Origin of the sequence: Paraburkholderia sp. CI3 (assembly GCF_050436505.1) — a bacterium.
In the GTDB taxonomy this organism is placed as follows: Bacteria; Pseudomonadota; Gammaproteobacteria; order Burkholderiales; family Burkholderiaceae; genus Paraburkholderia; species Paraburkholderia tuberum.
The window spans coordinates 619,809-641,291 of the sequence record NZ_JBNDMI010000002.1 but is presented as its reverse complement, the minus strand read 5'-3'; the positions used below and the strand labels follow the sequence as shown (position 1 = coordinate 641,291).

At 59.6% G+C, this 21,483-nt stretch carries 16 protein-coding genes and 1 pseudogene; 8 read left to right on the top strand and 9 right to left on the bottom strand.

Annotated elements, in window-relative coordinates; all coding sequences use genetic code 11:
• The first annotated feature begins 44 nt into the window (after window positions 1-44).
• From OKW29_RS05800 to OKW29_RS05790, 3 genes are all read left to right on the top strand, one after another.
• Window positions 45-1,367, top strand: coding sequence for a DUF2254 domain-containing protein (locus OKW29_RS05800; RefSeq protein ID WP_429290305.1), 1,323 nt, complete (start codon window positions 45-47; stop codon window positions 1,365-1,367).
• Between the two features lie 10 nt (window positions 1,368-1,377).
• Window positions 1,378-2,055, top strand: a complete 678-nt coding sequence (locus OKW29_RS05795) for a carbonic anhydrase (RefSeq protein ID WP_429290740.1) — start codon at window positions 1,378-1,380, stop codon at window positions 2,053-2,055.
• A 174-nt stretch (window positions 2,056-2,229) separates the two neighbouring features.
• Entirely contained in the window at window positions 2,230-3,306 is a 1,077-nt protein-coding gene (locus OKW29_RS05790; RefSeq protein ID WP_429290304.1) for a hypothetical protein, read from the top strand.
• Between the two features lie 458 nt (window positions 3,307-3,764).
• Here the strand turns inward: OKW29_RS05790 and OKW29_RS05785 are convergent.
• Together OKW29_RS05785 and OKW29_RS05780 are read right to left on the bottom strand one after the other, a co-directional pair.
• Window positions 3,765-3,914, bottom strand: a pseudogene (locus tag OKW29_RS05785) (glycine zipper 2TM domain-containing protein); the annotation flags it as partial.
• Window positions 3,915-4,875: 961 nt separating this feature from the next.
• Window positions 4,876-5,709: an NAD-dependent epimerase/dehydratase family protein gene (locus OKW29_RS05780; RefSeq protein ID WP_429290303.1), complete on the bottom strand. Its 834-nt coding sequence runs from the start codon at window positions 5,707-5,709 to the stop codon at window positions 4,876-4,878.
• A gap of 160 nt (window positions 5,710-5,869) precedes the next feature.
• Between OKW29_RS05780 and OKW29_RS05775 the strand changes: the two genes are divergently transcribed.
• Window positions 5,870-6,883 carry a LacI family DNA-binding transcriptional regulator gene (locus OKW29_RS05775; RefSeq protein WP_260336517.1) on the top strand — a complete coding sequence of 338 codons (1,014 nt, stop codon included), beginning with the start codon at window positions 5,870-5,872 and terminating at the stop codon, window positions 6,881-6,883.
• Window positions 6,884-6,897: 14 nt separating this feature from the next.
• Here OKW29_RS05775 and OKW29_RS05770 read toward each other — a convergent pair whose 3' ends face one another.
• Window positions 6,898-8,175 (bottom strand): MFS transporter, encoded by a 1,278-nt coding sequence (locus OKW29_RS05770; RefSeq protein WP_429290302.1) that lies wholly within the window; start codon window positions 8,173-8,175, stop codon window positions 6,898-6,900.
• 495 nt (window positions 8,176-8,670) lie between these two features.
• Here OKW29_RS05770 and OKW29_RS05765 point away from each other — a divergent pair, with 495 nt between their 5' ends.
• Window positions 8,671-10,821, top strand: coding sequence for a hypothetical protein (locus OKW29_RS05765; protein WP_429290301.1), 2,151 nt, complete (start codon window positions 8,671-8,673; stop codon window positions 10,819-10,821).
• A 783-nt stretch (window positions 10,822-11,604) separates the two neighbouring features.
• On the opposite strand, the gene OKW29_RS05760 is transcribed toward OKW29_RS05765, so the two are convergent.
• From OKW29_RS05760 to OKW29_RS05745, 4 genes are all read right to left on the bottom strand, one after another.
• Complete coding sequence (locus OKW29_RS05760) at window positions 11,605-13,179, bottom strand: hypothetical protein (protein WP_429290300.1); 1,575 nt, start codon at window positions 13,177-13,179, stop codon at window positions 11,605-11,607.
• 195 nt (window positions 13,180-13,374) lie between these two features.
• The gene (locus OKW29_RS05755; protein WP_429290299.1) at window positions 13,375-14,043 is read right to left on the bottom strand and encodes a DNA-binding response regulator; all 669 of its coding nucleotides are present in this window, start codon (window positions 14,041-14,043) and stop codon (window positions 13,375-13,377) included.
• Window positions 14,044-14,061: 18 nt separating this feature from the next.
• Window positions 14,062-14,967: a S1C family serine protease gene (locus OKW29_RS05750; RefSeq protein ID WP_187630596.1), complete on the bottom strand. Its 906-nt coding sequence runs from the start codon at window positions 14,965-14,967 to the stop codon at window positions 14,062-14,064.
• A 241-nt stretch (window positions 14,968-15,208) separates the two neighbouring features.
• Window positions 15,209-15,418 carry a hypothetical protein gene (locus tag OKW29_RS05745; RefSeq protein WP_084754273.1) on the bottom strand — a complete coding sequence of 70 codons (210 nt, stop codon included), beginning with the start codon at window positions 15,416-15,418 and terminating at the stop codon, window positions 15,209-15,211.
• Window positions 15,419-15,581: 163 nt separating this feature from the next.
• Here OKW29_RS05745 and OKW29_RS05740 point away from each other — a divergent pair, with 163 nt between their 5' ends.
• The gene (locus tag OKW29_RS05740; protein ID WP_184039462.1) at window positions 15,582-16,004 is read left to right on the top strand and encodes an ACT domain-containing protein; all 423 of its coding nucleotides are present in this window, start codon (window positions 15,582-15,584) and stop codon (window positions 16,002-16,004) included.
• A gap of 183 nt (window positions 16,005-16,187) precedes the next feature.
• Complete coding sequence (locus OKW29_RS05735) at window positions 16,188-16,649, top strand: hypothetical protein (protein ID WP_429290298.1); 462 nt, start codon at window positions 16,188-16,190, stop codon at window positions 16,647-16,649.
• Window positions 16,650-16,661: 12 nt separating this feature from the next.
• On the opposite strand, the gene OKW29_RS05730 is transcribed toward OKW29_RS05735, so the two are convergent.
• Window positions 16,662-19,415: a UPF0182 family protein gene (locus OKW29_RS05730; protein ID WP_429290297.1), complete on the bottom strand. Its 2,754-nt coding sequence runs from the start codon at window positions 19,413-19,415 to the stop codon at window positions 16,662-16,664.
• A gap of 295 nt (window positions 19,416-19,710) precedes the next feature.
• Between OKW29_RS05730 and OKW29_RS05725 the strand changes: the two genes are divergently transcribed.
• Complete coding sequence (locus OKW29_RS05725) at window positions 19,711-20,295, top strand: glutathione binding-like protein (RefSeq protein WP_090811025.1); 585 nt, start codon at window positions 19,711-19,713, stop codon at window positions 20,293-20,295.
• A 62-nt stretch (window positions 20,296-20,357) separates the two neighbouring features.
• On the opposite strand, the gene OKW29_RS05720 is transcribed toward OKW29_RS05725, so the two are convergent.
• Window positions 20,358-21,290 carry a hypothetical protein gene (locus OKW29_RS05720; protein WP_429290296.1) on the bottom strand — a complete coding sequence of 311 codons (933 nt, stop codon included), beginning with the start codon at window positions 21,288-21,290 and terminating at the stop codon, window positions 20,358-20,360.
• Window positions 21,291-21,483: the final 193 nt, after the last annotated feature.

Sequence of the window (21,483 nt, the reverse complement as noted above, 5' to 3'; positions counted from 1 at the left end):
GTTTCGGCCTCCGCTGCCGCATGAATCGTTGGAAGAGCGCAAACATGGACTGGAACCGCTGGTACAGCTTGAAGAGTTACCTCAGATCTTCCCTGTGGACGGTACCGCTCGTCGCGGTGGCGATCTATGCCGTGGTAAAGCCGCTCACTGAAATGCTGGGAAGGTGGATGATCGGACACGACATCCTCGATCCGAAAACCGGCCTTTTTGCGCTGTCCATGACTGGAGCGCGGTCACTTGTCGGCGACATCGTTTCCGCAGACCTGGCGTTTCTGGTGTTTACCTTCGGTTCGCTGCTCGTCGCAATCCAGGTCGCTGGCGGTCAATATACCCCGCGGATCATCGCGACGACCTTGCTGCGCGATAACGTGATCCGCAGCATCTCGGGACTGTTCGTATTCACGCTTCTGTTCGCCAACAGAACCCTGGGCTGGATGGGTGATAGCGAGGTGCACCAGCTTCAGGTATTCATTGCAGCGCTATTCGGATTCGCTTCTGTCGTCGCATTCCTTTTCCTGATTGATTATGCGGCGAAATGCCTGCGTCCAGTAAGCCTCGTGGCTCGGGTTGGGGAGCACGGGATCGCGGTCGTCGAAAGCGTCTATCCCGACCCCGCGACGGGCCGGACCACCCCGCCGAGACTTGACCACGAGCGAGGCATCCCTGGCCGCATTGTTCGCCATAGCGGTACATCCGGCATCGTTCTGGCCGTGAATCTCGAAAGACTTGTCGCCAAGGCGAGGCGCACTAACTCGGTTATCGAATTCGTGCCGCAAGTCGGCGACTTTGTCGCGGTGGACGAACCCTTGTTTTACTTGTACGGAGACTCTGACGCAATCGATGAAGACCGGCTGCGTACACTGGTTGCTTTTGGGACTGAACGCACGATGGAACAGGATCCTATGTTCGCGTTTCGCATCCTTGTTGATATTGCGCTGAAAGCGTTGTCGGCTGCGATCAACGATCCAACAACGGCCGTGTTGGCCATCGATCAGTTGCAGCGGCTATTGCGTGTCGTCGGAAAACGGTCTTTGTACTCCGAAGAGATGACGGATAAGTCCGGACTTGTGCGCGTCATCTATCGAACGCCGAACTGGGAAGATTTCGTGCATATCAGTTTCCGCGAGATACGTCAGTACGGCGCGGGCAGCATTCAGATCGCGCGGCGTCAGCGCGCGGCGATAGAGAATCTCCTTCAGTGCTTGCCGGAGCATCGTCACGACGCCTTGCGTGTCGAGCTGACCCTGCTGGACCGTGCGATCGGCTCGAAGCATCCATTTCCGGAGGACCTGGCGCTGGCCCGTATCCCCGACTCGCAAGGGCTTGGAGGCTCGGAAAGCTCGACAGCAAGGCAACCCGTCCTTTGAGAGGCAAACCATGCGAAAACTCATCATGGGCATCGTTGAATTCCGGGAGAAAATGCTGCCGCAATACGCGCAGCAGTTCAGCAAACTCGCGCTCGCGCAGACACCTGATGCGCTCTTCATAACGTGCTCGGACAGCCGGGTCGTGCCGGATCTGCTTGCATCGACCCATCCCGGCGATCTCTTTACGATGCGCAACGTGGGCAATCTGATACCACCGGCGACTGCGGAGGGCGTCTCTACCGGAGATCTTTCCGAGGCAAGCGCGATCGAATATGCCGTGCTGGTGTTGAAAGTCGCGAATATTGTCGTGTGTGGACATTCGGAGTGCGGCGCGATGAAGGCCGTATTCTCCAGGCACGCCAAGCTGAAATCACCAAACCTCGATAAATGGCTATGCCACGCCAACAACGCAGCGTTTCGCCTCGAACAGGAAGGTCCGCTCGACGACAGCTTGAAAGCGCACGATCAATTGTCGCAACTCAACGTACTCGTGCAACTCGAGCACCTGATGACCTACCCGATCGTCCGCCAGCAGGTCACTGCCGGGGCACTCGTATTGAGCGGCTGGTGGTTCGACATCGCGACGGGCGCCATGTATGCCTATGAGCGCACGAGCCGCTCATTCGCAGTCGTCGATCGCACAATGGCTGATCGGATGATTGCGCGCCTTGCCGCACGGGCGAGGTGACGGGTTGCGAAGCCCGCGACGGGACCGGCATGTCGCTAGCGACCAATGCAATCCCTGCGTCGCGATGCAGACGGCAAGTTCTGTTTCAATGTTCGCTTCCGCACACTTGGTTGCCAGAACGTGGCATGCAGCGCCTGTTGGCAACGGCATTGAACTCACACTGACGAGGCCTACATGACCGATTTGAACACGCTGTGGACATACATCAAAAAGCACGCGCCACCCGGCGGCATCGAGGGCATTGACGGCAGTCCCGGAAAATTTCGTGACTTGCAGCAGTACCACGAAAAAAAGGTCTCCCGATGGGAAAACGCGGGGGGCGCATCAGTCAGGAAGGCGGGTGAGTTGATTACCGATCCTCTGGCGGTTTGCGGTCTACAGCGCGAAAGCACGCTGCTTTCTACACCGGACAATCCCAAGAGAATCGCCGTCGCGGCCATGCTGCTGGCGATGTCGATCGTCCTGAATCTCGATGAGGATACGCTCAGAAAGGCTAAACCCATTCTGGAAAGGCGCGGTATTCTCGACCTCGAGATGCGGTTGAAAATTCTTCTGTCGACGGGCGATGTCTTCCAGTCGAAGCGATTTCCAAGTCTGCAGTTGAAGAACTTCAACAGTGTGTCGATCGGCTTCGAAAGTGTTCAAACGACTTTCCTCCTCGGCGCGGAAAATGCCTTCAAGAGCGCCACCGATCTGCTGACGTTGATGCATCAGCGGCTTTTGCACGCTTCGTCCGGCATACCGGAACAGTACAAGGAAACATTCACCAGCTATTTCGGTAATCCAGACGACAAAGTGGATGTCGCAGCGCTTGGATTCCAAGGCGGCTCAGAACTGGGCTTGTCCGGTAGTCAATCCAGAAGCGCGTTGGTGCGCGCGGTGCTGCAATGCGTCTGGAAGGGCATCCAGATGAGGCCAGTGCGCCTCTATTACGGTGGCGGCAGCGTCATCCCCAATGTCCGGGCCTATGCCCCCGACCTCAAGACAGTTCGCCGTGACGGGAAAATAAACATACACCTGGCGATCGACTTCTTCGGTCTCGAACAACAGGTGATTCATGACGGAACGAGCATTAGCCGTGGCGCAGGCCTTATTCACGAGTTCACTCATGCACTGGCCGGGACGATAGACGTCGACCAGGCATTTATGCCAGGCCGATGCCGGGCGCTTGCAAAGGATAGGGATTTCGGACCGCGCGTGCTCGCCAATGCGCAGAGTTATGCATCGTTCGTTGAGGACGCATTCGGCTGACGGTTGCGCAGTCGACCGCATTCAGCCGCCCGCTGTTTGGATGGCCGAGAAGGGGCCCTTATGCACTTTTGAGCGGCGCATCGAGCGGGTCTCCCGCCTTCAGGCGATCAAGCGAACGGCCAGCGCTTAGGTGCACCTTCCGTTCCATTGATCGCAAGCCCCTCACTGTTACAGCAAAGGCGTAAGCACCTGGTCAGATAGAACGAGGCTTCGGCGTCGTCAGCACAACGCTGCGATATCGCGAATTGGGTGCAGTGCCAGATTATTCGTCATCGTTCCCGTGATGATGATGGTGCTCCCAGCCCCTGTGCCAACCATGATCATGGTGCCAGTGCCTGTCACGGTCGTCGTTGTATTCGTACCCATAGCCATATGTGTAGCTCTAGTTGGCAGATAAACGTGAAGTGTCAGCCTGGTAACCGTTTGTAAGGCGCTGTGCCCTCCGGTTCTCTGCGTGCTTACGAAGCACTCAGCGAATCGCCATAGACACGCACACGCTCACCAACCTGAACGGTAGGCTGCGTGTCGTAGTTGAAGTTTCGATAACTGCCATCCTGCATTCTGACTTGCACCTGGTAGGTGGCATCTTTGCGTACGGCATGTTCGATACTTGCCGCTGGCGAGAATCACAGCAACGGCAGCTCCGGCGACCAGAGGATGAATGCGGCTGTGCGGGGACGAATCGGAAGGCAGGTTTGTGTTCATTGCTGGCTCCATGGTATGTGCCTGCAAGAACGCCAATGCCATCAAACCGGTGGACCCTGCTATTGTGAGATTTGTAAGCGGCTGTCGCTCGCCGAAACGCGTTGGCATCACCCGCTCCAACGGGCCACGATACGTCACGCGCCTGCAAGCGATCCGCGTGCGGTGCGCGCCTCCGGTAGAGTCGTGAAAAGGAAAAGTGCTTCGGCTACTGTAGACCGCATTCGGCAGTAGCCGGTCATGAAGCGACATTGGTACGGCATTGTCGAACGTCGGTTCACAGGTGCCAAAGCAGCCATTGCGGTTTCCGACTCGCTACCAGGGCAAATGCTCCTCAATGACAGATATCGACGATTAACGTTCGCGCCTGCCTGAACCGCTCCAAGTTTTCCCGGGGGCGGTTCAGCCGGTCCGGTCACTCGCACCTTCTTGACTGGACTGCCCGGCCGTCAGCCCGAGGGCCTGAATCAGCCACCGATAGAACTCTTCCTTTGTTCTCGCTTCAATTCCCGAGCTTCATCTGCACCTTGCGGCCGACGCGTCCTTGTAACTACGTCGTCGCCGCGGCCGCAATCGAAGTGCCGACTGTGGGCCCAAGGGCTTGTGCAAACTCGACGACGGTTTGAAGTTGTATGCTGTTTATCGCGAATTGGGGAGGCACGATCTTGCCTGCCTGCGACTCCACTACCGTCACAAGCTACTTCAAGTCACGTGCATATTGCCTGCCTTGGCCGTCAAATGGGTCGTCGTCTCAAGAGGAGGAGCGCAGGGCGAGCTGCGGCCGATCGGATGAATCCATGCTGGCTTCCTTTGCGCGCGGTAACCTGTTTCCTGTATCAAGCTCGTCAAGTAGGTGCGAGCGCTGCTTCACCGCTTCGCCTCCATCGGCTCGCCGAGCACGAATGGGCCGCCCTGGAAGCGTTGTGCGGGATCGTCGTGCGAGTCGCCCGGTGCAGTCGCGGGGAAACGTTCTGCGAACTGCACAGCGCTGTCGCGCGGGTTGAAGCCGAGGAAGCTGGCTTTCGTATTGTCCCACCACTTGACCGGATTGTTCGACGCGCCGTACACGACCACGTGCCCGACGCGGTTCGTGAACAGCGAACACCGCACCAGTTCGATGAAGTCGCGATAGCTCAGATACGTGACGAGCATGCGTGGATTCTTCGGCTCTTCGAACGACGAGCCGATTCGCAGGCACACCGTCTCGATGCCGAAACGATCGTAGTAATACCGCGAGAGCGCCTCGCCGAAGCACTTCGTCACGCCGTAGAGGCTGTCCGGGCGCTGCGGCGCGTCGGTGTCGAGCACTTCGGTGACCGGATGAAAGCCGATCGCATGATTGGAGCTCGCGAACACGACGCGCTTCACGCCGTGCCTGCGCGCGGCCTCATACACGTTGTATGTGCCGGCAATGTTCGCTCCGAGCAGATCCTCGAACGGGGCGTCGATGGAGATGCCGCCGAGATGCACGATCGCATCGACGCCCTCGACGAGCTGCATCACCGCCCGCCGGTCCGCCAGATCGACGATGGTCGTTTCCTCATGTGGCGCGGGTTCGCTGAGCTTCGCGATGTCGCTCACGCGCACGACGTCGGCCCAGTTGGCGAGCGCGCCGCGCAACTGGCGGCCCAGGTTGCCGGCGGCGCCGGTCAGAAGCAGACGCCGGAAGGGCTTGAGCGACGCTGTGGTTGTTTGGCTCATCAAGAAAATTCCTGAAAAATGATATTTTGGAAAACGTTTTCCAGACTATAACGACGGGCGATATACAGCGTCAATTGTCGATCACGCCGCCACCAGGTAGCGGTTTAACCTGGTGGCATTTGCCCGCTGACCGCGTTTCCTGCGACAATCTGTTAACAAAATGGAAAACGTTACCTTCCGCATGAAAAAACTTTCCCCAACGATTCGTGACGTCGCCGCTGCGGCCGGCGTGTCGGTCGCCACGGTGTCCAAGTACATGAACGGTGCGCAGCGCTTCTCCGCGCCGGTTGAGGCGCGCCTGAAGGCGGCGATCGAGGAACTCGGCTACCGCTCGAATCCGCTTGCGCGATCGATGATCACCGGCCGCTCACGCACCATCGGGCTGACCATTCTTGACATCAGCAATCCGCACTTCACGAACGTCGTGAAGGGCGCCAACCGCGTCGCGCTGCGCCACGACTACACGCTGCTGCTCGTCGACACCGACGAAAACCAGGCGCGCGAGCGCCCGCTGATCGAAGCGCTCGCGCAGCGCGTCGACGGCCTGATCGTCAGCTCGCGGATACCAGACGACGAGGCGCAGTGGCTGCTCGATCTCCACAAGCCACTCGTGCTGTTGAGACGCAGCGATGCGCTGCCGATCCCGAGCGTCGGCATCGACAACCGGCTCGCAACGTACATGCTCGCGCGGCATCTGCTCAACCTCGGGCATCGTCACATCGCCTACCTCGGTTTCGGGCAGGCGCGCATCAACGACGAGCGCATTCGCGGTGCGCGCGAGTGTCTCGAGGAAGCTGGCCTCACGCTCGACGTGTACGACGCGCACGCGCCGACCGCGCATGCAGGCGAGGACGCGTGCTCGCGCGTGATGCTCGGTCCGCGCAGGCCACAGGCGGTAATCTGCTACAACGACCTGATCGCACTCGGCTTCATGAAAGAGGCGGCGTCGCTGGGCATCAAGGTGCCGCAGGAACTGTCGGTGACCGGCGTCGACAACGTCCCGTACGGCGAGTACGCAGCGCCCGCGCTTACCACCGTCGACATCCAGAGCGAGAAGATGGGCGAGCTCGCGATGCAAAAGCTCATCGACGCGCTCGCGGGCCACGCGGTGGCCGGGCATTCGACGTTCGAGCCGAGGCTCATCGTCCGTGAATCGACCGCAGCCTGCGGCTGACACGCCTCGCGCTTTCACGCGTCGAGCTTCGCGGGCGTCATGCGCGGCGTCAGCATCTGCATGACGGCCAGGGCGACGAGGTAGGCAAGCGCGCCGATCGCGAACAACACCCAGTAGTGGCCGGTGCGTTGCAGGACCTGCCCGATCACTTCCGAAAACAGCACCGCGCCGATCGAGCCCGCCATCCCGCCGATGCCGACCACCGCGCCCAGCGCGCGCTTCGGGAAGAGATCGGACGCCGTGGTGAAGAGGTTCGCGGACCAGCCCTGATGCGCTGCCGCCGCCAGTCCGACGATCGCGACCGCGCCCCAGAGGTTGTCGACTTGTGAGACAAACGCGATCGGCAGCACGCAGCACGCGCAGATCAGCATCGCTGTCTTGCGCGCGGCGTTCACGCTCCATCCGGCACGCAGGAGCGCCGAAGAGAGCCAGCCGCCGCCGATGCTGCCCACGGTCGTCATCGCATAGATGCAGACGAGCGGCAGGCCGATGTGCTGCATGTCCATACCGCGCGACTCGTTGAGCCACTTCGGCAGCCAGAACAGATAGAACCACCACACCGGATCGGTCAGGAACTTACCGATCAGGAACGCCCACGTCTGGCGCTTTCTGATCAGTACACCCCAGCCCGGCGCGCGGGCATTCACGTTGGCGGCATCGAGCACCTCGACTTCGTCCTGCCCCTCCTCGTGGGAGCGCGGGTCGGCGGACCGGTAGAGCGCGAACCATACGGCCAGCCAGACGATGCCCATCGCCCCGATGATCACGAACGCCGCGCGCCAGCCGAACGCCAGCGCGAGCGGCGGAATGATTGCGGGCGCGAACACCGCGCCGATATTGGCGCCTGAGTTGAAGATGCCGGTCGCAAGCGCGCGCTCGCGGCGCGGGAACCATTCGGCAGTCGTCTTGATGGCGGCAGGGAAGTTGCCGCCCTCGCCGATGCCGAGCAGCGCACGCACCATGGCGAAGCCGGTCACCGAGCCGACCGCTGCGTGCAGGACTGCAGCCACGCTCCATATCAGCATGGCGAGCGCGTACGAAATGCGCGTGCCCAGCCAGTCGACGATGCGGCCGAAGCACAACAGGCCGACTGCGTAGAACGCCGAGAAGGCGATCACGATGCGGCCGTACTGCACCTGGGTCCAGCCGATGTCGTGCTGCAGCACTGGCGCGAGCAGACCGAGAATCTGACGGTCCATGTAGTTGATCACGGTCGCGAAGAAGAGCAGCGCGCAGACCGTCCAGCGGTAGCGGCTGGCGGTGCGGGCGAGCCCGATGACGGCAGTTTGCATGTAAGTCTCCGTTGCGCGGCGTCGCTCGTCGCGTCGCGCTATGTGTCATTGATGGCGAGGAACGCCGAGCCCGCGACGCATGGCACTGCGGGCGGCGTTACGTCACGAGCACGTTCAGTTAGGAAAACGTTTTTCTAGGTTAGAATATTTGCGATGCTTTTACTAGCCCCTAGTTTACCTAGTCTTGCGCATCAGGTACCAACGGTGTGACCATCCCGTCCTGACGTTTAGTTAATCGTTTTCGTTGGCGTCCGCGGCAGCCTGAGTCAGGCCGAGATGGTGGGACGTCGACGGAGATCGAGGGGACGCAGCGGGCGGAATACGGGTCGTTCATGTCGGCGCGAACAGACTGAAACGACGTGAGCGGATTTTCGTAGGGTTTTTCTGACTTCCGTCGAGCTGGTGCTCAGTTGCAAACCCAAGAGAACGAATAGCGAGACACGTTTGTGAAATTGCTAATTTCGGCGTCGATCCACTTACAATCAGGAGACAAAAATGCGTTCATCACGAAAATCATCCGTTATTTTTGCGTTCAGTACACTGACGCTTCTTCTCGTTAGTGCCTGCGGAGGCGGCGGGAATGATGGTCTGAAAAATCCAGTTTCTTCTGCAGCTACAGTTTCTCTTCATGGAATTGTCTATGGAGCGACGGATACGAGCGTCCCTTCAGGCGCAGGGGTGCCCATCACCATGATGGGACAGATGAGAGCGCTTTTTGACCTCATCAGGAAGGCACCTGATTTCACGCAAGTGGTCATGGACTTGGGCGACGGCAGCCCGGTGCACGTGCTCGATACCAACACGGGCGATAAATTCCTGCCTGGCAAACTGGCGCTCGGTCTGTCGTACATACTGATCGATATGAAGGCGAAAGGGGATCCGAAATACGCGGATTACCTCGCGACGTATCAAAAGATAACGACCGCGATGATGGCGCAGACGAGCGGCGCCAGTTACACGTACGCAAATACGTCATGGGGCGAGTACTACTACCTCGTTGCGCTCAATAATTTCAAGGCGCACGGTATGCTCAACGAGGTCTTCAGCGACGCCATGCTGGCTACGCTGCAGAATCGCCTGACCTTCTGCGATATGTTCGGCGCGGATGCAAGCGGCACGAAGAATACGTGCCCCGCCACAGGTGTGCCGATCGACGTTGCATCGCTTAATACCGCGCAGAATTACTATGCGGTTTCTTACGGCATTGCGGGGCTGAGACAGAAACTCGGGTGGAGCAATCCGACTTTCTCTTCCGCCACCGACCCGGCTGTGGCATCGATGGGCGCGCGGGACGCGCTTCTGTACACACTCACGAATCACATTAGAAAAGACTCGTCCGGCGGTTTTTCCGACGAGGCCTCGAATACCCATACCACCTATTATGATCGGGCACGCTTCGATCGATACAGCACGCTGCTCATTGGCGAAGTCGTTGAGCGAACGTTCGAAATGGGCAATGAGGCCAATCTAACACCTGAATTGAAATCCTATCTGCGCAAGTCAGTCGATCTGATTCTTCCCCAACTCAACGCAGACGGGCAGGGTTTCAACTATGGCCGCTCCATCGGCCCATACGGCGACACAGCCTTCATGGAAATTCTGACCGCGGCGGCCAATGCAGGCGTGTTGACCGCGCAGGAAATGCAGGTCGCCTATTCGTTCATCTATAAGGCGGCTTACCGCTTTGACACGTTCTGGTACGACCCGGCCCTGCCCACTCCGTCCGTGAATATGTGGGTCAAAGGCCGTGGGACCGATTCGTATCGCGGCAAACCTCGTGTGATGGGCGAGAATTTCAGCCTTTTACACCAGTACATGTATGTGAATGCCTGGTGGAACAAACTGGGTTTTGGCGGCAATGCACCCATGGCTGATTCCGACCTGCAAGCCTGGCTGGATGCGAGGCCGCATTACACGCTCACCTGGTACAACCTGCCCACGGATACGGCTCACCCTTACAGCGCAGCGCTCATCACGGTGCGCGACGGCAAGCGCGTCATCAATCTCAACCTGAGCCAGGCACCCGACTACAATTCGTACACGCCCTATTACCCGACGCCGTTCTCCGACAACCTGATTTATGGCACAACGGATCTGGGGTATGCGTTGCTGATTCCGCAAGTTTCCTATAACGGGAAAACCTACATTCCGGTCACGTATTATAAGAACCTGAACGTTCAGGAAAATAACGGCCAGGTGGTCGTCTCTTTCGACACGACCAAGTTCCGGCAGGCGGTTAAGAATGCAACCTATGCCACGGATATCGACCTGCAGGTCCACACGGTCCTAACGTTTGGTCAAGGCACACTGACGCGAGCCGATACGCTGAATTCTGGAACGTTGACCGGCAACATCGCGGTCGAGACGGACTTCACGTCTTTTGCAGATTTCCAGCACGCCACAGCGAGTAGCGATGGTTTCTCGGTTAGCTACTCCAATAGTAATGCGACCAGCTATGGCACTACGGGTTTTGACAGTTGTGTCCTGTCTAACTTCGAGATGGCGGGCGGGGTCACCAATCCGTTGTCGACCACTCCGATCGGGCAGTTGCATTCGAATTTCGCCTGTACGACGCGCCCCTTCGCACTCAACGCGGGCAGTAATCGTACGTTCACCTGGACTCTGAAGTACGCCGGTTCGAATTGATCCTGTGAAGTGCGCCGGCCTTTGTAAGGGCCGGCGTTGCCCTGCAAGGAAGTTTATTATCTGAAAAGCTTCCCATGGTCGAATTTTCCTGATGTGTAATCTGGTGTTCAACTTTCCTCTCACACAAAAGGGAGTGCTGTGCCTGTTAGTGAATCATTCGCAGACGACTCATCAGAATCTGCCTGAAATATTGATGTCGTCCGGCCGACTTCCAGATGCAGTTCGGGCAGCCCAAAGCCCGACGAAGGACTGTTCGTTACTCGAAAGCGGTCAATGGTCCGAGCGGTTCGACCGGCTGCAGTGGGTCGGGAGTGTGAGTTCGCGATGCCGGAAGCTGTCGCCCGGCTGCTCGACGCCGCTACCGTCGGCAATCCATCACATTGCCGACGTAGAATCCAGCCCACCCCAAGGTCGGCATTGGCCGAGGAGTCCGCGTTGAGTATCCGGCGGGTCACGAAGGAGCAGTCGTTCGAATGAGCGCTCGAAAATGCGGTCGAGCGGCAGAAACTGAGCCGGCTTCTGCCACAGCGTGGTCTATGGTTAGCACAACCCCACATACAACGCCCGCGCAATAGGTAGCGCGGTGAAAAGCGAACGTGTACGTCGATCCCAACGCGGGTCTTTCAGTATTCGCAGACATTTCTTCGGTCGAGAATCTGCGAGCGCAAGGTGGGATCAGCAAGGTGCTGCGTGCCCGGCGAGTGATCTTCGCGTTGCGGTACATCCGCGATGTACCGCGGCACGGTCTGGGTGGCTCGCAAGGAAGAACCGACATCTTCGACGTCAGCTCGTCGCGCCGAAGTACACGGGTTGGCCGAAATGCTGATTGCGTGGCTCGTCGATTACCTGGCGGAACTGCTCGTAGCTGAGCGCCCACTGGTCGATCGACTGGATCTGGACCGCGTTGCCGTCAACCAGACGTTCGCCTTCGATGCGCCCGACCTGTATCTGCGCTTCGAGCGGATCAAGCACGGCATCGGCAGCCTGCCTGTCACTGTCGAAATGACGCTGGGCATACAGAGCGCGCTCGACGTTCTCGTGCCAGTCGCCGCCCATCTGGTAGCGCACCTGTTCGATAAAGGCGATCACGCCATGTCCGCGCGTCGGGCCGAGATGAATCCGGCGCAGCTTCAGACCGAACAGAAAATCTTGCAGCGCCACCTCGCGCACGCCGCGCTCGATGCACTGGTCCTGCACGCCGCCCATTTCGTTTTCGAGAAAGTCCTGGGTGTGCACCGCGTCGCCTAGCACCTTGAATGAATAGGCGTACGACTGCGTGGCCAGGAACACGCCGGTGCGCTGCGTGCCGTTGACCGTGCAGGTGACGCGGGCCAGCAACACGTCGTTAGCGCGTGCCTGTTCCAGTTGGCTTCGAGTCCAGTGCATGATCAGAGCAGACGGAAATTTGAAGATCTGCTCGTCCTCGATCAGCGGAAAACCGACCGAAAGCTTCATGGTCTCGGCGACGCTCAGCACCGAGAACAGGCAGTTGTCACCCGACGCGACCCGAAAGTACATCCGGTCCTTGTGCGGTGCATGGCTGAATGGATGCCACGGCTGTCCCATGTTGTTGAGGCCGAGATCGACTCGGTTGAGCGCGCCGCCGTGCTCCCTGACCGTCGCGAAGTCGCGCCCTTCGCCGCGGCATCCGATCGGTAGGATCAGGCGGCCACCGCCCGCCGTCCTCAGCCGCAGCTTGTTGCGGAAGTAGCGCCGCACCTCGAGGCCGCGCGCAATGCCCCCGGTTGCCGGGCCGCCCGGCATGTCTTTGAAGCCGATCTCGAGGGCGAGTTCCAGGACCGCCCGTTTGTCGGCGTCGGTGTCGGGCCAGGATGCGGCCTGCTGGACCACGATGGTCGCGCCGGCCGCCTTGCGCTCAACGAAGTTCATTCTCGGCAGTGTCGGATCGCGATAGACCCTGACAAACAACGCCTTGAGTTTCTCGTCACCCGGATCTAGCCGGCCGCCCGACGCACGCGCTTCCTTCCAGAAATATGCACACCACCAGCCGAAATCGAAATCCTGGTTGCTGGCATACAGTCGTTGCAGTCCCTTGAACTGATCGAGCTGCTGCTTGGTGATCCAGTCATGAGCCATTCCGGGTGCCTCCTGCAGGCCGTATGTGATCGGGCGGTGCGATGAAGGATCGGCGCTGCCCGAAAACGCCGGTTGGCAAAATCGTGCGCGGTATCCTGGCGCAATGGCGTCATCCTCGCACAGGAGAGCGACAGTTGGATCGTCAGTACTGGGGGTTTTCTCGGCGACGAGGCACCCGACAACGATTGCCGAGACCGCACGTGCAAGGTTTGAAGGAATGCCAGGGCTACATTCAAAGGCTTTCACGCTCAATTCCGCCAAGCGTGAGGCCACGAACTTCTACGTTTGGGAATCAGAGGACGCAGCCAAGGCGTTCTTCACCGATGAGTTGCTCGACCGGGTCACCGGTCTCTACGGGGTACGCCCTGATGTCGAGTTCGTGCAGATTGCCACGTTGGTGGAAAACGTTCGAGCATGACGTCGTCTAGTGTCGTGGGTAGAGAAACGCGAGCTTGTCTACACCATGATGAATCCGTGCCGCATGCCGAGCATCACCGCTTCGGTGCGGTTGGTCGCACCGAGTTTGCCGAAGATTGACGAGAGGTGGAATTTCACCGTGTTGTCCGAGATGTCGAGGTGCCGCGCGATCTCCTTGTTGCCGAGTCCGTCGGCGAGCATCGCCAGCACTTCGATCTCTCGTAACGTCAAGGCTTCGAACGGTTCGCCGGATCCCTTCTGGCGCGACGGTCTTGTTTCGGCCAGTAGCCTTGCGAGGATGTCGGGCGTCAGCACGCAAAGGCCTGCGGCGACGGCTTCGATGGACACGACGATTTCAGCTGGCACCGCGTTGCGCGGCAGGATAGCCACCGCATCGGCGGGCAACGCATCGAAGATCCAGTCGCTGTCCGGGTCGTCGCTCAACAGGACGAGCGACGGTGACGCGGGCGAGAGTTCGAGTAGCGTCTTGAGCGCATCGCTCGCCTCCGGCGCGATGTCGGTGACGACCACATCCGGCGCCGATCCGGCGAGGCAATCGACGAGCTTTTCGGCGTCGGGCGCGCTACCCAGGAACTCAAGTGCCGGGTTCGCCTCGACAAGCGCTTGCAGACTTGCGCGCTCTTGCCACGATGCCGCGATCACTACGACCCGTAAAGGCGCCCTCCGTATCGTCTGTCCATCCGACATTTGGTCGCTTCCCGGACGTCACCTGCACGAATTCCGTTGGGGCCGTTCGCCCACCGTTACCGAACACGCGTGGCGTTCGCCGCCTCGGATCAAGGCGATGTGCAATTGCTGCCCAATGCTTGCGGAGCCCAGCGCCGCACTCACGTCACCCATATCGCGGCAAGGCTTGCCGTCCAGTTCGATCAGTACATCGCCTATCAGCACGCCCGCCTGCTCCGCAGGGCCGCCCGGCGCAAGCGAATTGATCAGCAATCCACTGCTGAACGACAGGTTCATTTTATTGACCCAGGCGTCCAGCAGGCCGACCCGCTGCGTGCCGACACCAAGGTAGCCCCGCGAGACGCGCCCTTTAGCCAACAGTTCATCGGTGACACGCTCCACGGTCATCCCCGGAATCACGATGCCGGCGCCGCGCATCAGTGCCGAGGTGCAGATGCCGATGACCTGCCCGCGCATGTCCGCGAGGGCCGCCCCGGAGAAACCCGGGCGCAGACCGCCGTCCAGTCGCACGAACGCATCGAGTTGTCCGCCTTTCCATGTGCGCCAGGGACCACCTATGCTGCCGATCACGCCAAAATCAGCGCTGACGCCGGAATCGTCCGCACGTGCGACGGCGAGCGCAAGATGACCCGGCTTCAGTGAGTGGGCGTCGCCAGAATCGATCGGGTCGAGGTCCACGCCGTCCAGTTTCAGCACGCCGACGTCGGACCCCAGATCCAGGCCCGCGAGGACTGCGGCGACCGTACGGCCGTCGGTCAATGTGACTTCGATGCCGTCCTCACGCCTGAGCGTGTGTGCAGCCGTCACGACGACGCCACGTCGCCAGATTACGCCACTCGACGGCATGCGATGTCGGCCGTGTACTGCGACGACACTCCGCCCGACTCGCGCGACGATGTCTGCCAGATTGTCCGAGAGATCCATCAAAGGATTTCCGCTCGAGGATGTGGTTTCCATTTCAAGCCCCCTGTCAATTGCGTGCGACCTGCCAGTTCTTCGCGTCGACGTTTGCTCGCCTGTCCAGCTAGCGTTATGACGACGGGTTCACAATGACAGAACGACGGGGGGCGCACACCACCCAAATGGGTAGCCGGGTAGATGCAATGCGGACTTCACGATGCAACGAGTCTGGTCTGCGACCAGCACGTCCCTGATCACACTGCGGTTAGCGCCGCCCGCTACGGCCCCATACATAGCGAACCCACCGCTGCCACCGGCTTTGCGGTGGAGCGGGCGCGTGGCGCGCAGTCTGCGCTTCGCAGTCGCGCTGGACGGACTTCTGCACCTGTTCGTGGATCTGCCTCAAACTCATGCCGCCTGGGCCTTTCAGTTTGTCGGGATCGGTAGCAGGATCGCCATCGGGATCGTCTGTCATGAGAGTCGCCTATTTGTGATGAGGCGACTTGATCTTGATACAGATGCTCAGTAGCAGCAAGTTGGACACGGATCGCCGACCGGCGCGTAGTCCGACAGTCCTTGCCGGCATGGCGTTCGTGAAGTAGATTTTTCTAATGAGGTTCGAGCCGGGAGGGACGGCCATGGAACTGAGCGTGGAACGGGTCGAGGTTTGGGCAGCTACCATCGACGATAAACCGGGAGGCCTTGCGAAGGTCTTAAGCGTCTTGCGGGATGCTGGTGTCGACTTGCAGTTCGTCGTGGCACGTCGAACGCCAGAGGCAGCGGGTAAGGGAGTCGTGTTTGTCGCTCCGCTAGAGGGAGAAAGTGCGATCCGTGCCGCCACACAGGCGGGGTTCAGCGTCAGCCCGAGCCTTCACTCCGTCCGTGTAATGGGTCTGGACCAGTTGGGCATCATCGCGCAGTTGACCCAGATGTTGGCGGATGGGGGGATCAACCTTCGCGGCGTCTCGGCTGCTGTACTTGGCACGCAGTTCATTGCGTATCTCGCGGTCGACTCGTTGGACGATGCCGAAAAGGCGATTGACCTTCTACAAAGGGCCTGAAGTACCCGTACCGGACCGCGAACCGGCTTGGCTCTTGCTGACGAGGCAAGGGGGCCGCTCTGTCTGACACGACTGCCGTCGACCATCTCAAATCCGTTGCGACAAAGCCGAGCGGCCATTTGAATGGCGAACGAAGCGCCGGGCATGGCGGCGAATCCCGTTGCCGGTAGGAGGTCGACAGTGATGAAGACACCGACGACCCGAAGGCGGGTGCTTTGGGCGCTCTCGCTTTGCATTATCGCGACTTGCATGGCAGTTGGCGGGGCATTGCTGTTCGAGCTGTCGGTGGTCGGCCATGCCGTGAGCGATTTCCGCCGGGACGCGGCCCTGGCGCAAGCGGACATCGCGCGTGGCGAGCCGGCTACGCCCGAGGAGCGCATCAACCCGCCCTATCTGAAGCGATACGGGTTGGACCGTAACCTGTACAAGGACATTCACGGAAACTTTTCGCCAACGGGTGCTGACTGGCGCCAATGGGGGCTGAGAACCAAGGTCGCAGCCACTGTGTTGTGGCTGGGTCACGATCCACCGGGAACGTGGTGGACCTACGTTCAGATCAAGTGCGTTGACCGGTTTCCTCAAGCTCACGCCGACAGCGAGCCGATCGTCGATGTTGCCGACGCTTGCCTCGGCGAGCCGCATTGATCGTCCCGTTGGTCACTTCCGATCATCGGAACGGCCAGCGCCGAGTGCCTCGAGCAACGGCCGGAGGGCATCCAGTTCCGCGCCGAAGCCGCTCCAGTCTCCCGCCTTCAGTCGCTCGATGGCGCGGTCATAGTGGACAAGTGCCTCTCGCGCGCGAGCGTCCACGGTGCCTCGGGCTGGCGATGCCGCTTGTGCGGTCTCACTGAAAAGCGCCGCCAGCGCCTCATCCAGAGTGTTCTCCATCACCACACGGTCCCCATAGGCGGCAATCACCCGCTTCAACTCCGGCAACTGACCGGACGCCGCGCGCAAATAGAGCGGCGAAACGTAGAGGATCGAGTTCTCGATCGGCACGACCACGAGATGACCGCGAATGACGCGTGAGCCCATCTGGTTCCACAACGAGATCTGCTGCGAGATCTCGGTATTCTGCTGAATCCGCGCTTCGATCTGAAACGGCCCATAGATCAGCTTGTCCTTGGGAAAGGTGTACACGACGAGCTTGCCGTACCCGGGCGGATCGCAACGCGCCGCCAGCCAGGCAATCATGTTCTCGCGCTGGCTCGGCACCATCGGCAGCATGAGGATGAACTCGGCGCGTGCGTCGCCGGGGAGTCGCATGATCGTGTAATACGGCGGCATCGTGCTGGCGGTGCTTCCGCCATCCATTCCGACCAGCTCCTGGGGAAACTGCCACAGATCCTCGCGGTTGTAGAAGATCTCCGGCGCATCCATATGATAGGCGCGGTAGAGCTGCGCCTGGATCAGGAACAGATCTTCGGGATAGCGGATATGCTTTCGCAGCTCCGGTGGCATCGCGTCCAAAGGCTTGAACGAACCCGGGAAGATGCGCTCGTATGTGCGCAGGAGCGGATCGGCGGGATCGCTGACGTAGAAATCGACCGTGCCGTTATATGCATCGACCACGACCTTGACGGCGTTTCGGATGTAATTGGCGCCATCGCCGAAACCCGGCCGGGAGTAAGGAAACCACTGGCTGACGGTGTAGGCGTCCTGGATCCAGAACAGGCGCCCATTGCTTGCGACGACATAGGGGTCATGATCGAGAGTCAGGAATGGCGCGATCGTACGCACGCGGTCCTGAATGTTGCGATGAAGCAGGATCCGGCTCTTGTCTGTGATATAGCCGCTCAGCAGGATGTTCGGATCGTCGAGCTGCCAGGCGAACAGACTCCGGCGTGCCACACTGCCGATGCTGACGCCATCGCGCCCGCTATACGTCGTGTAGGCATTAGTCGGCCGTTGGGGAAAGTCGAACTCAGCTACGTTGCCATTCACGATGACGTAGTCCTGGCGGCCTTCGCTGAAATAAAGACGTGGTTCGCGAATGGCCGGGCCGCCGTTGGAGACTGGCGGAATATCGCGCAGATAGAAAATCGGTAAGCCTTCGGTGGATTTCTCGGTGACTGGCGACATCACGACGCCGATGCCGTGAGTAAAGATAAGGTGCAGGTTCACCCAGGTTTGGGCGTTGGTCGCAAGCATCGCCGGTTCCAGTTCACGCGCCGACAGCATTACCTGTCTGTATCCGGCGTCAAGCTGATAGCGGTCGATGTCCACCGAAATAAACTTGTAGTAAGTCCTGATCTCCTGCAACTGTGCATAGGTATCCATCAGCGGTTGCACATCCCATAGCCGGATGTTGTCGATGGTCGCCCGATTGGCTTGCAGCGAGTCGAGAGTCAGTCCCTGCTCGGCCTCAAACGGTTTAACCTCGATCTTTGCGAGGCCGTAAGCCTGTCGCGTTAGCGCGATGGTGTGCTCGATATAGGGTGTTTCCAGTTTCAGCTCGCTCGGTTTGACATAGAAGCGCTGAAACAGCGACGGATAGATCACAGCGAATACAAACGAACTGCCGAATACGAGCAGCGCGAGAACGACGGGTTGCAGATGGCTCCGTCGGCGCATGTTGATCCAAAGGGCAACGGATGAGGCCGCGGCAAGGCCGACAAGCAACCACAGGACCGGCAACTCGACGTGGACATCGGTATAGCTGGCGCCGACCACGACGCCGTTGTCGCCATAGAGCAGCAGAAAGCGGTCGAGCCACCACGACCAGGCCTTCACCGCAAAGAACAAACCGAGCAGTGCCGAACCATGAGTGATGGGGGCGGCCGAGAGCGTGCGTGGTGGCCGCTCCAGCGCGATGTCACCGCGCAACCCGTAGACAGCACCTGCCACGATCGCGCTCCAGAAGATTAGCTGCAGCAGCCAGTTCTTGAGTGCGGCATACGCGGGGAGCGAGAACAGATAAAAGCCGATATCCCTGTCAAAGATCGGATCGCGTTCGCCAACAGGGACCTGATAAATGAAGCGAAGCGCGAGGTCCCAGTTCGAGACTTCGCTAGCGGCAATAACCAACCCTAGGACGACTGCGGCGCAGGCAATACTGGAGCGCCAGGGAACGTGCGGCGCGATCAGTTCAGACAATTCAACGGCAACTTCAGTCGGACCCGATCGATCAACAGATTGCGCTCGCAAGACATCGACGCGCCTCGCGTAACGATGCGCCAAAATCCCGGACAGCCATATCGCGCACGCCGAGACTGCGAACACCGCAGCAAACAGCAGCGCTCTCGCGCAGAGGATGGTCCAGAAAACGCCACCATAGCCGATCGAAGAGAACCAGAGCCAGTTGACCAGGATGCCGGTGATGCGTCCGACGACAAGCAGGCCAACGATGACGGCCGTCACCGCGATTGCATAACGTCTCAGGCGCACGCCGGACTTCACTTCCGACCGCATGGTCTCTCCTGTGCTGGCCGTCGCCCTGCCCTGCTGCGATTGCGATCCGGGTTCGGATGGCTACATTAATTCAAGCTATCTGAAGCCGCTCCACGAACCATGACGAAAGACCCTTGTGGACGTGGCGCGAGTCAAAACGGACAGTGCCCGGCGCAGCGATGCGGCAATTATGCCAAAGTTCATCCATCGCAATCGACGCTCGACGTCGAACTCTCGTTCCAGGTGTCGACGGCGGCGGCACGCCCTTTGCTGCGTTGAAACGGTTCAGTTCATCTCACGAAAAGGGACCCCTATCATGAAGCTCTACTATTCGCCTGGTGCCTGCAGCCTCGCCGACCATATCGCCATGCATGAGGCCGATCTCACTTTCGAAAGGATTCGCGTCGACTTGAAGTCCAAGGAGACCGAGACTGGGGAGCAATTCAATCGGATCAATCCAAAGAGTTACGTCCCAACCCTCGAAATGGATGATGGTCAACGGCTTACCGAGAATATCGCGATTCTTTCGTGGGTCGCACAGCGCAAGCCTGCCCTTGCGCCGAATAGCGAACCCGGCAGCCTGCGCCTGCTCGAGATGCTCGCGTTCATTTCGACGGAAATCCACAAACAGTTCAGCCGTGTTTTCAAGCCCACTTCGGATGCTGAAGCAACGGCAGCGCGCGAGAAGCTCGGTCAACGCTTCCAGTTGATCGCCACCATGTTCAAGGGCGAATACCTGTTCGGCAGCGAAGCGAGTGTGGCGGACGCCTATCTGTTCACGATGCTGCTCTGGGCCAAAAAGGTAGGCATCGAAGTGCCGGAGAAATTGCGAAACTTTGCCGAACTGATGCGCGCGCGTCCGGCCGTCCAGCTTGCCATGAAGCACGAGGGACTCGACTGATGAAACGCAGATCCTCGCCGCGCGCACCTTTAGCTGGATGATTCGTGTGCGTTCGGGCTCGCTCAATGCAGCGTGGCGAGTGCGGCGCGGATACGCATCCCCTGCTCTTCGGAGACGAGCCGATCGAGCACTTCCGCGAAATGGGGGTGATGCATACCGGAATGGAGGTACTGCCACCGGTAGGCATGATGGAAATTCGCTTCGATCGACACGGCTTCTGCCTCGACGACGGCACGCCCGCAGTTCGCGATGAAATACCGCGAGTCCGCTGTCGCCTGCCCGCGCAAAATGCCATCGATCGCAATCATCAGGTCGATGAACTCATTGACCGCGTTGTCGCGCGCCGCATCTGTCAGCGTAGCGTCGTGCCGCTTCCATTCCAGCTCATCGAGAATGGCGTGCTGACTTTCTTCCTTCCAGTGGTACAGAAATACATCCTTGAACAGCTCGGATAACTGATCGTCAGGATGAATGCTCTGGCGGTAGTGAATTTGCGAGAAGAGTTCAATATGCAGCGTCATGGCCAGCACCGCCCACGTGCTCTTGCCGAGGACCACGGCGGCAAGCGCATCGGGATCGACGTCGAAGCGGTAACCCGCGGGCAGCGTTTCGCCGATCATTTTTTCGATGCGGCGAAACAGCGCCTGGTGTTTAAGCTCTTCGTCGCTGAAACGCACGAGCGCTTCGAGTGCCACCTGATCGCCGAGCCAGTAGTCGCGGCTCACTTCCAGCACCTTGGCGTTAATGAAGCGCTCGACGAGCCCGAACACGTTCGCGTATGTGCGCCCCTGAATCTGGCTGACGAACCGCTTCTCAGCCTCCGAGAGCATGATGAAATCCGGCACCAGCGAGAGCCCGTCCGGCAAATACTTCTGGGACATGTCGAAGGTACGGCCTCCAATCACGTCACGGTCGATGTCCCAACTGACCATCTTCGAAGCGCGAATGCATCGGGCGTAGCGATCGCGATCGGACAGCCGCAATATTGCGTTCATGAAAGTTCTCCCAATATGGACCGCCACGCGGTCTAGCGTTGAGTGTCGATTCACCGGGCAGAGCCAGTCGAAGGATCTGGCTTTCCGGCACGCTCAATTTACGATTGGGAGTCTTGAAGTTCTATGATCGAGTCGCCGGACGATATGACTGAAACGCCGTTTCGTCACGTTGGTCGCACAGGTCGACAATTGA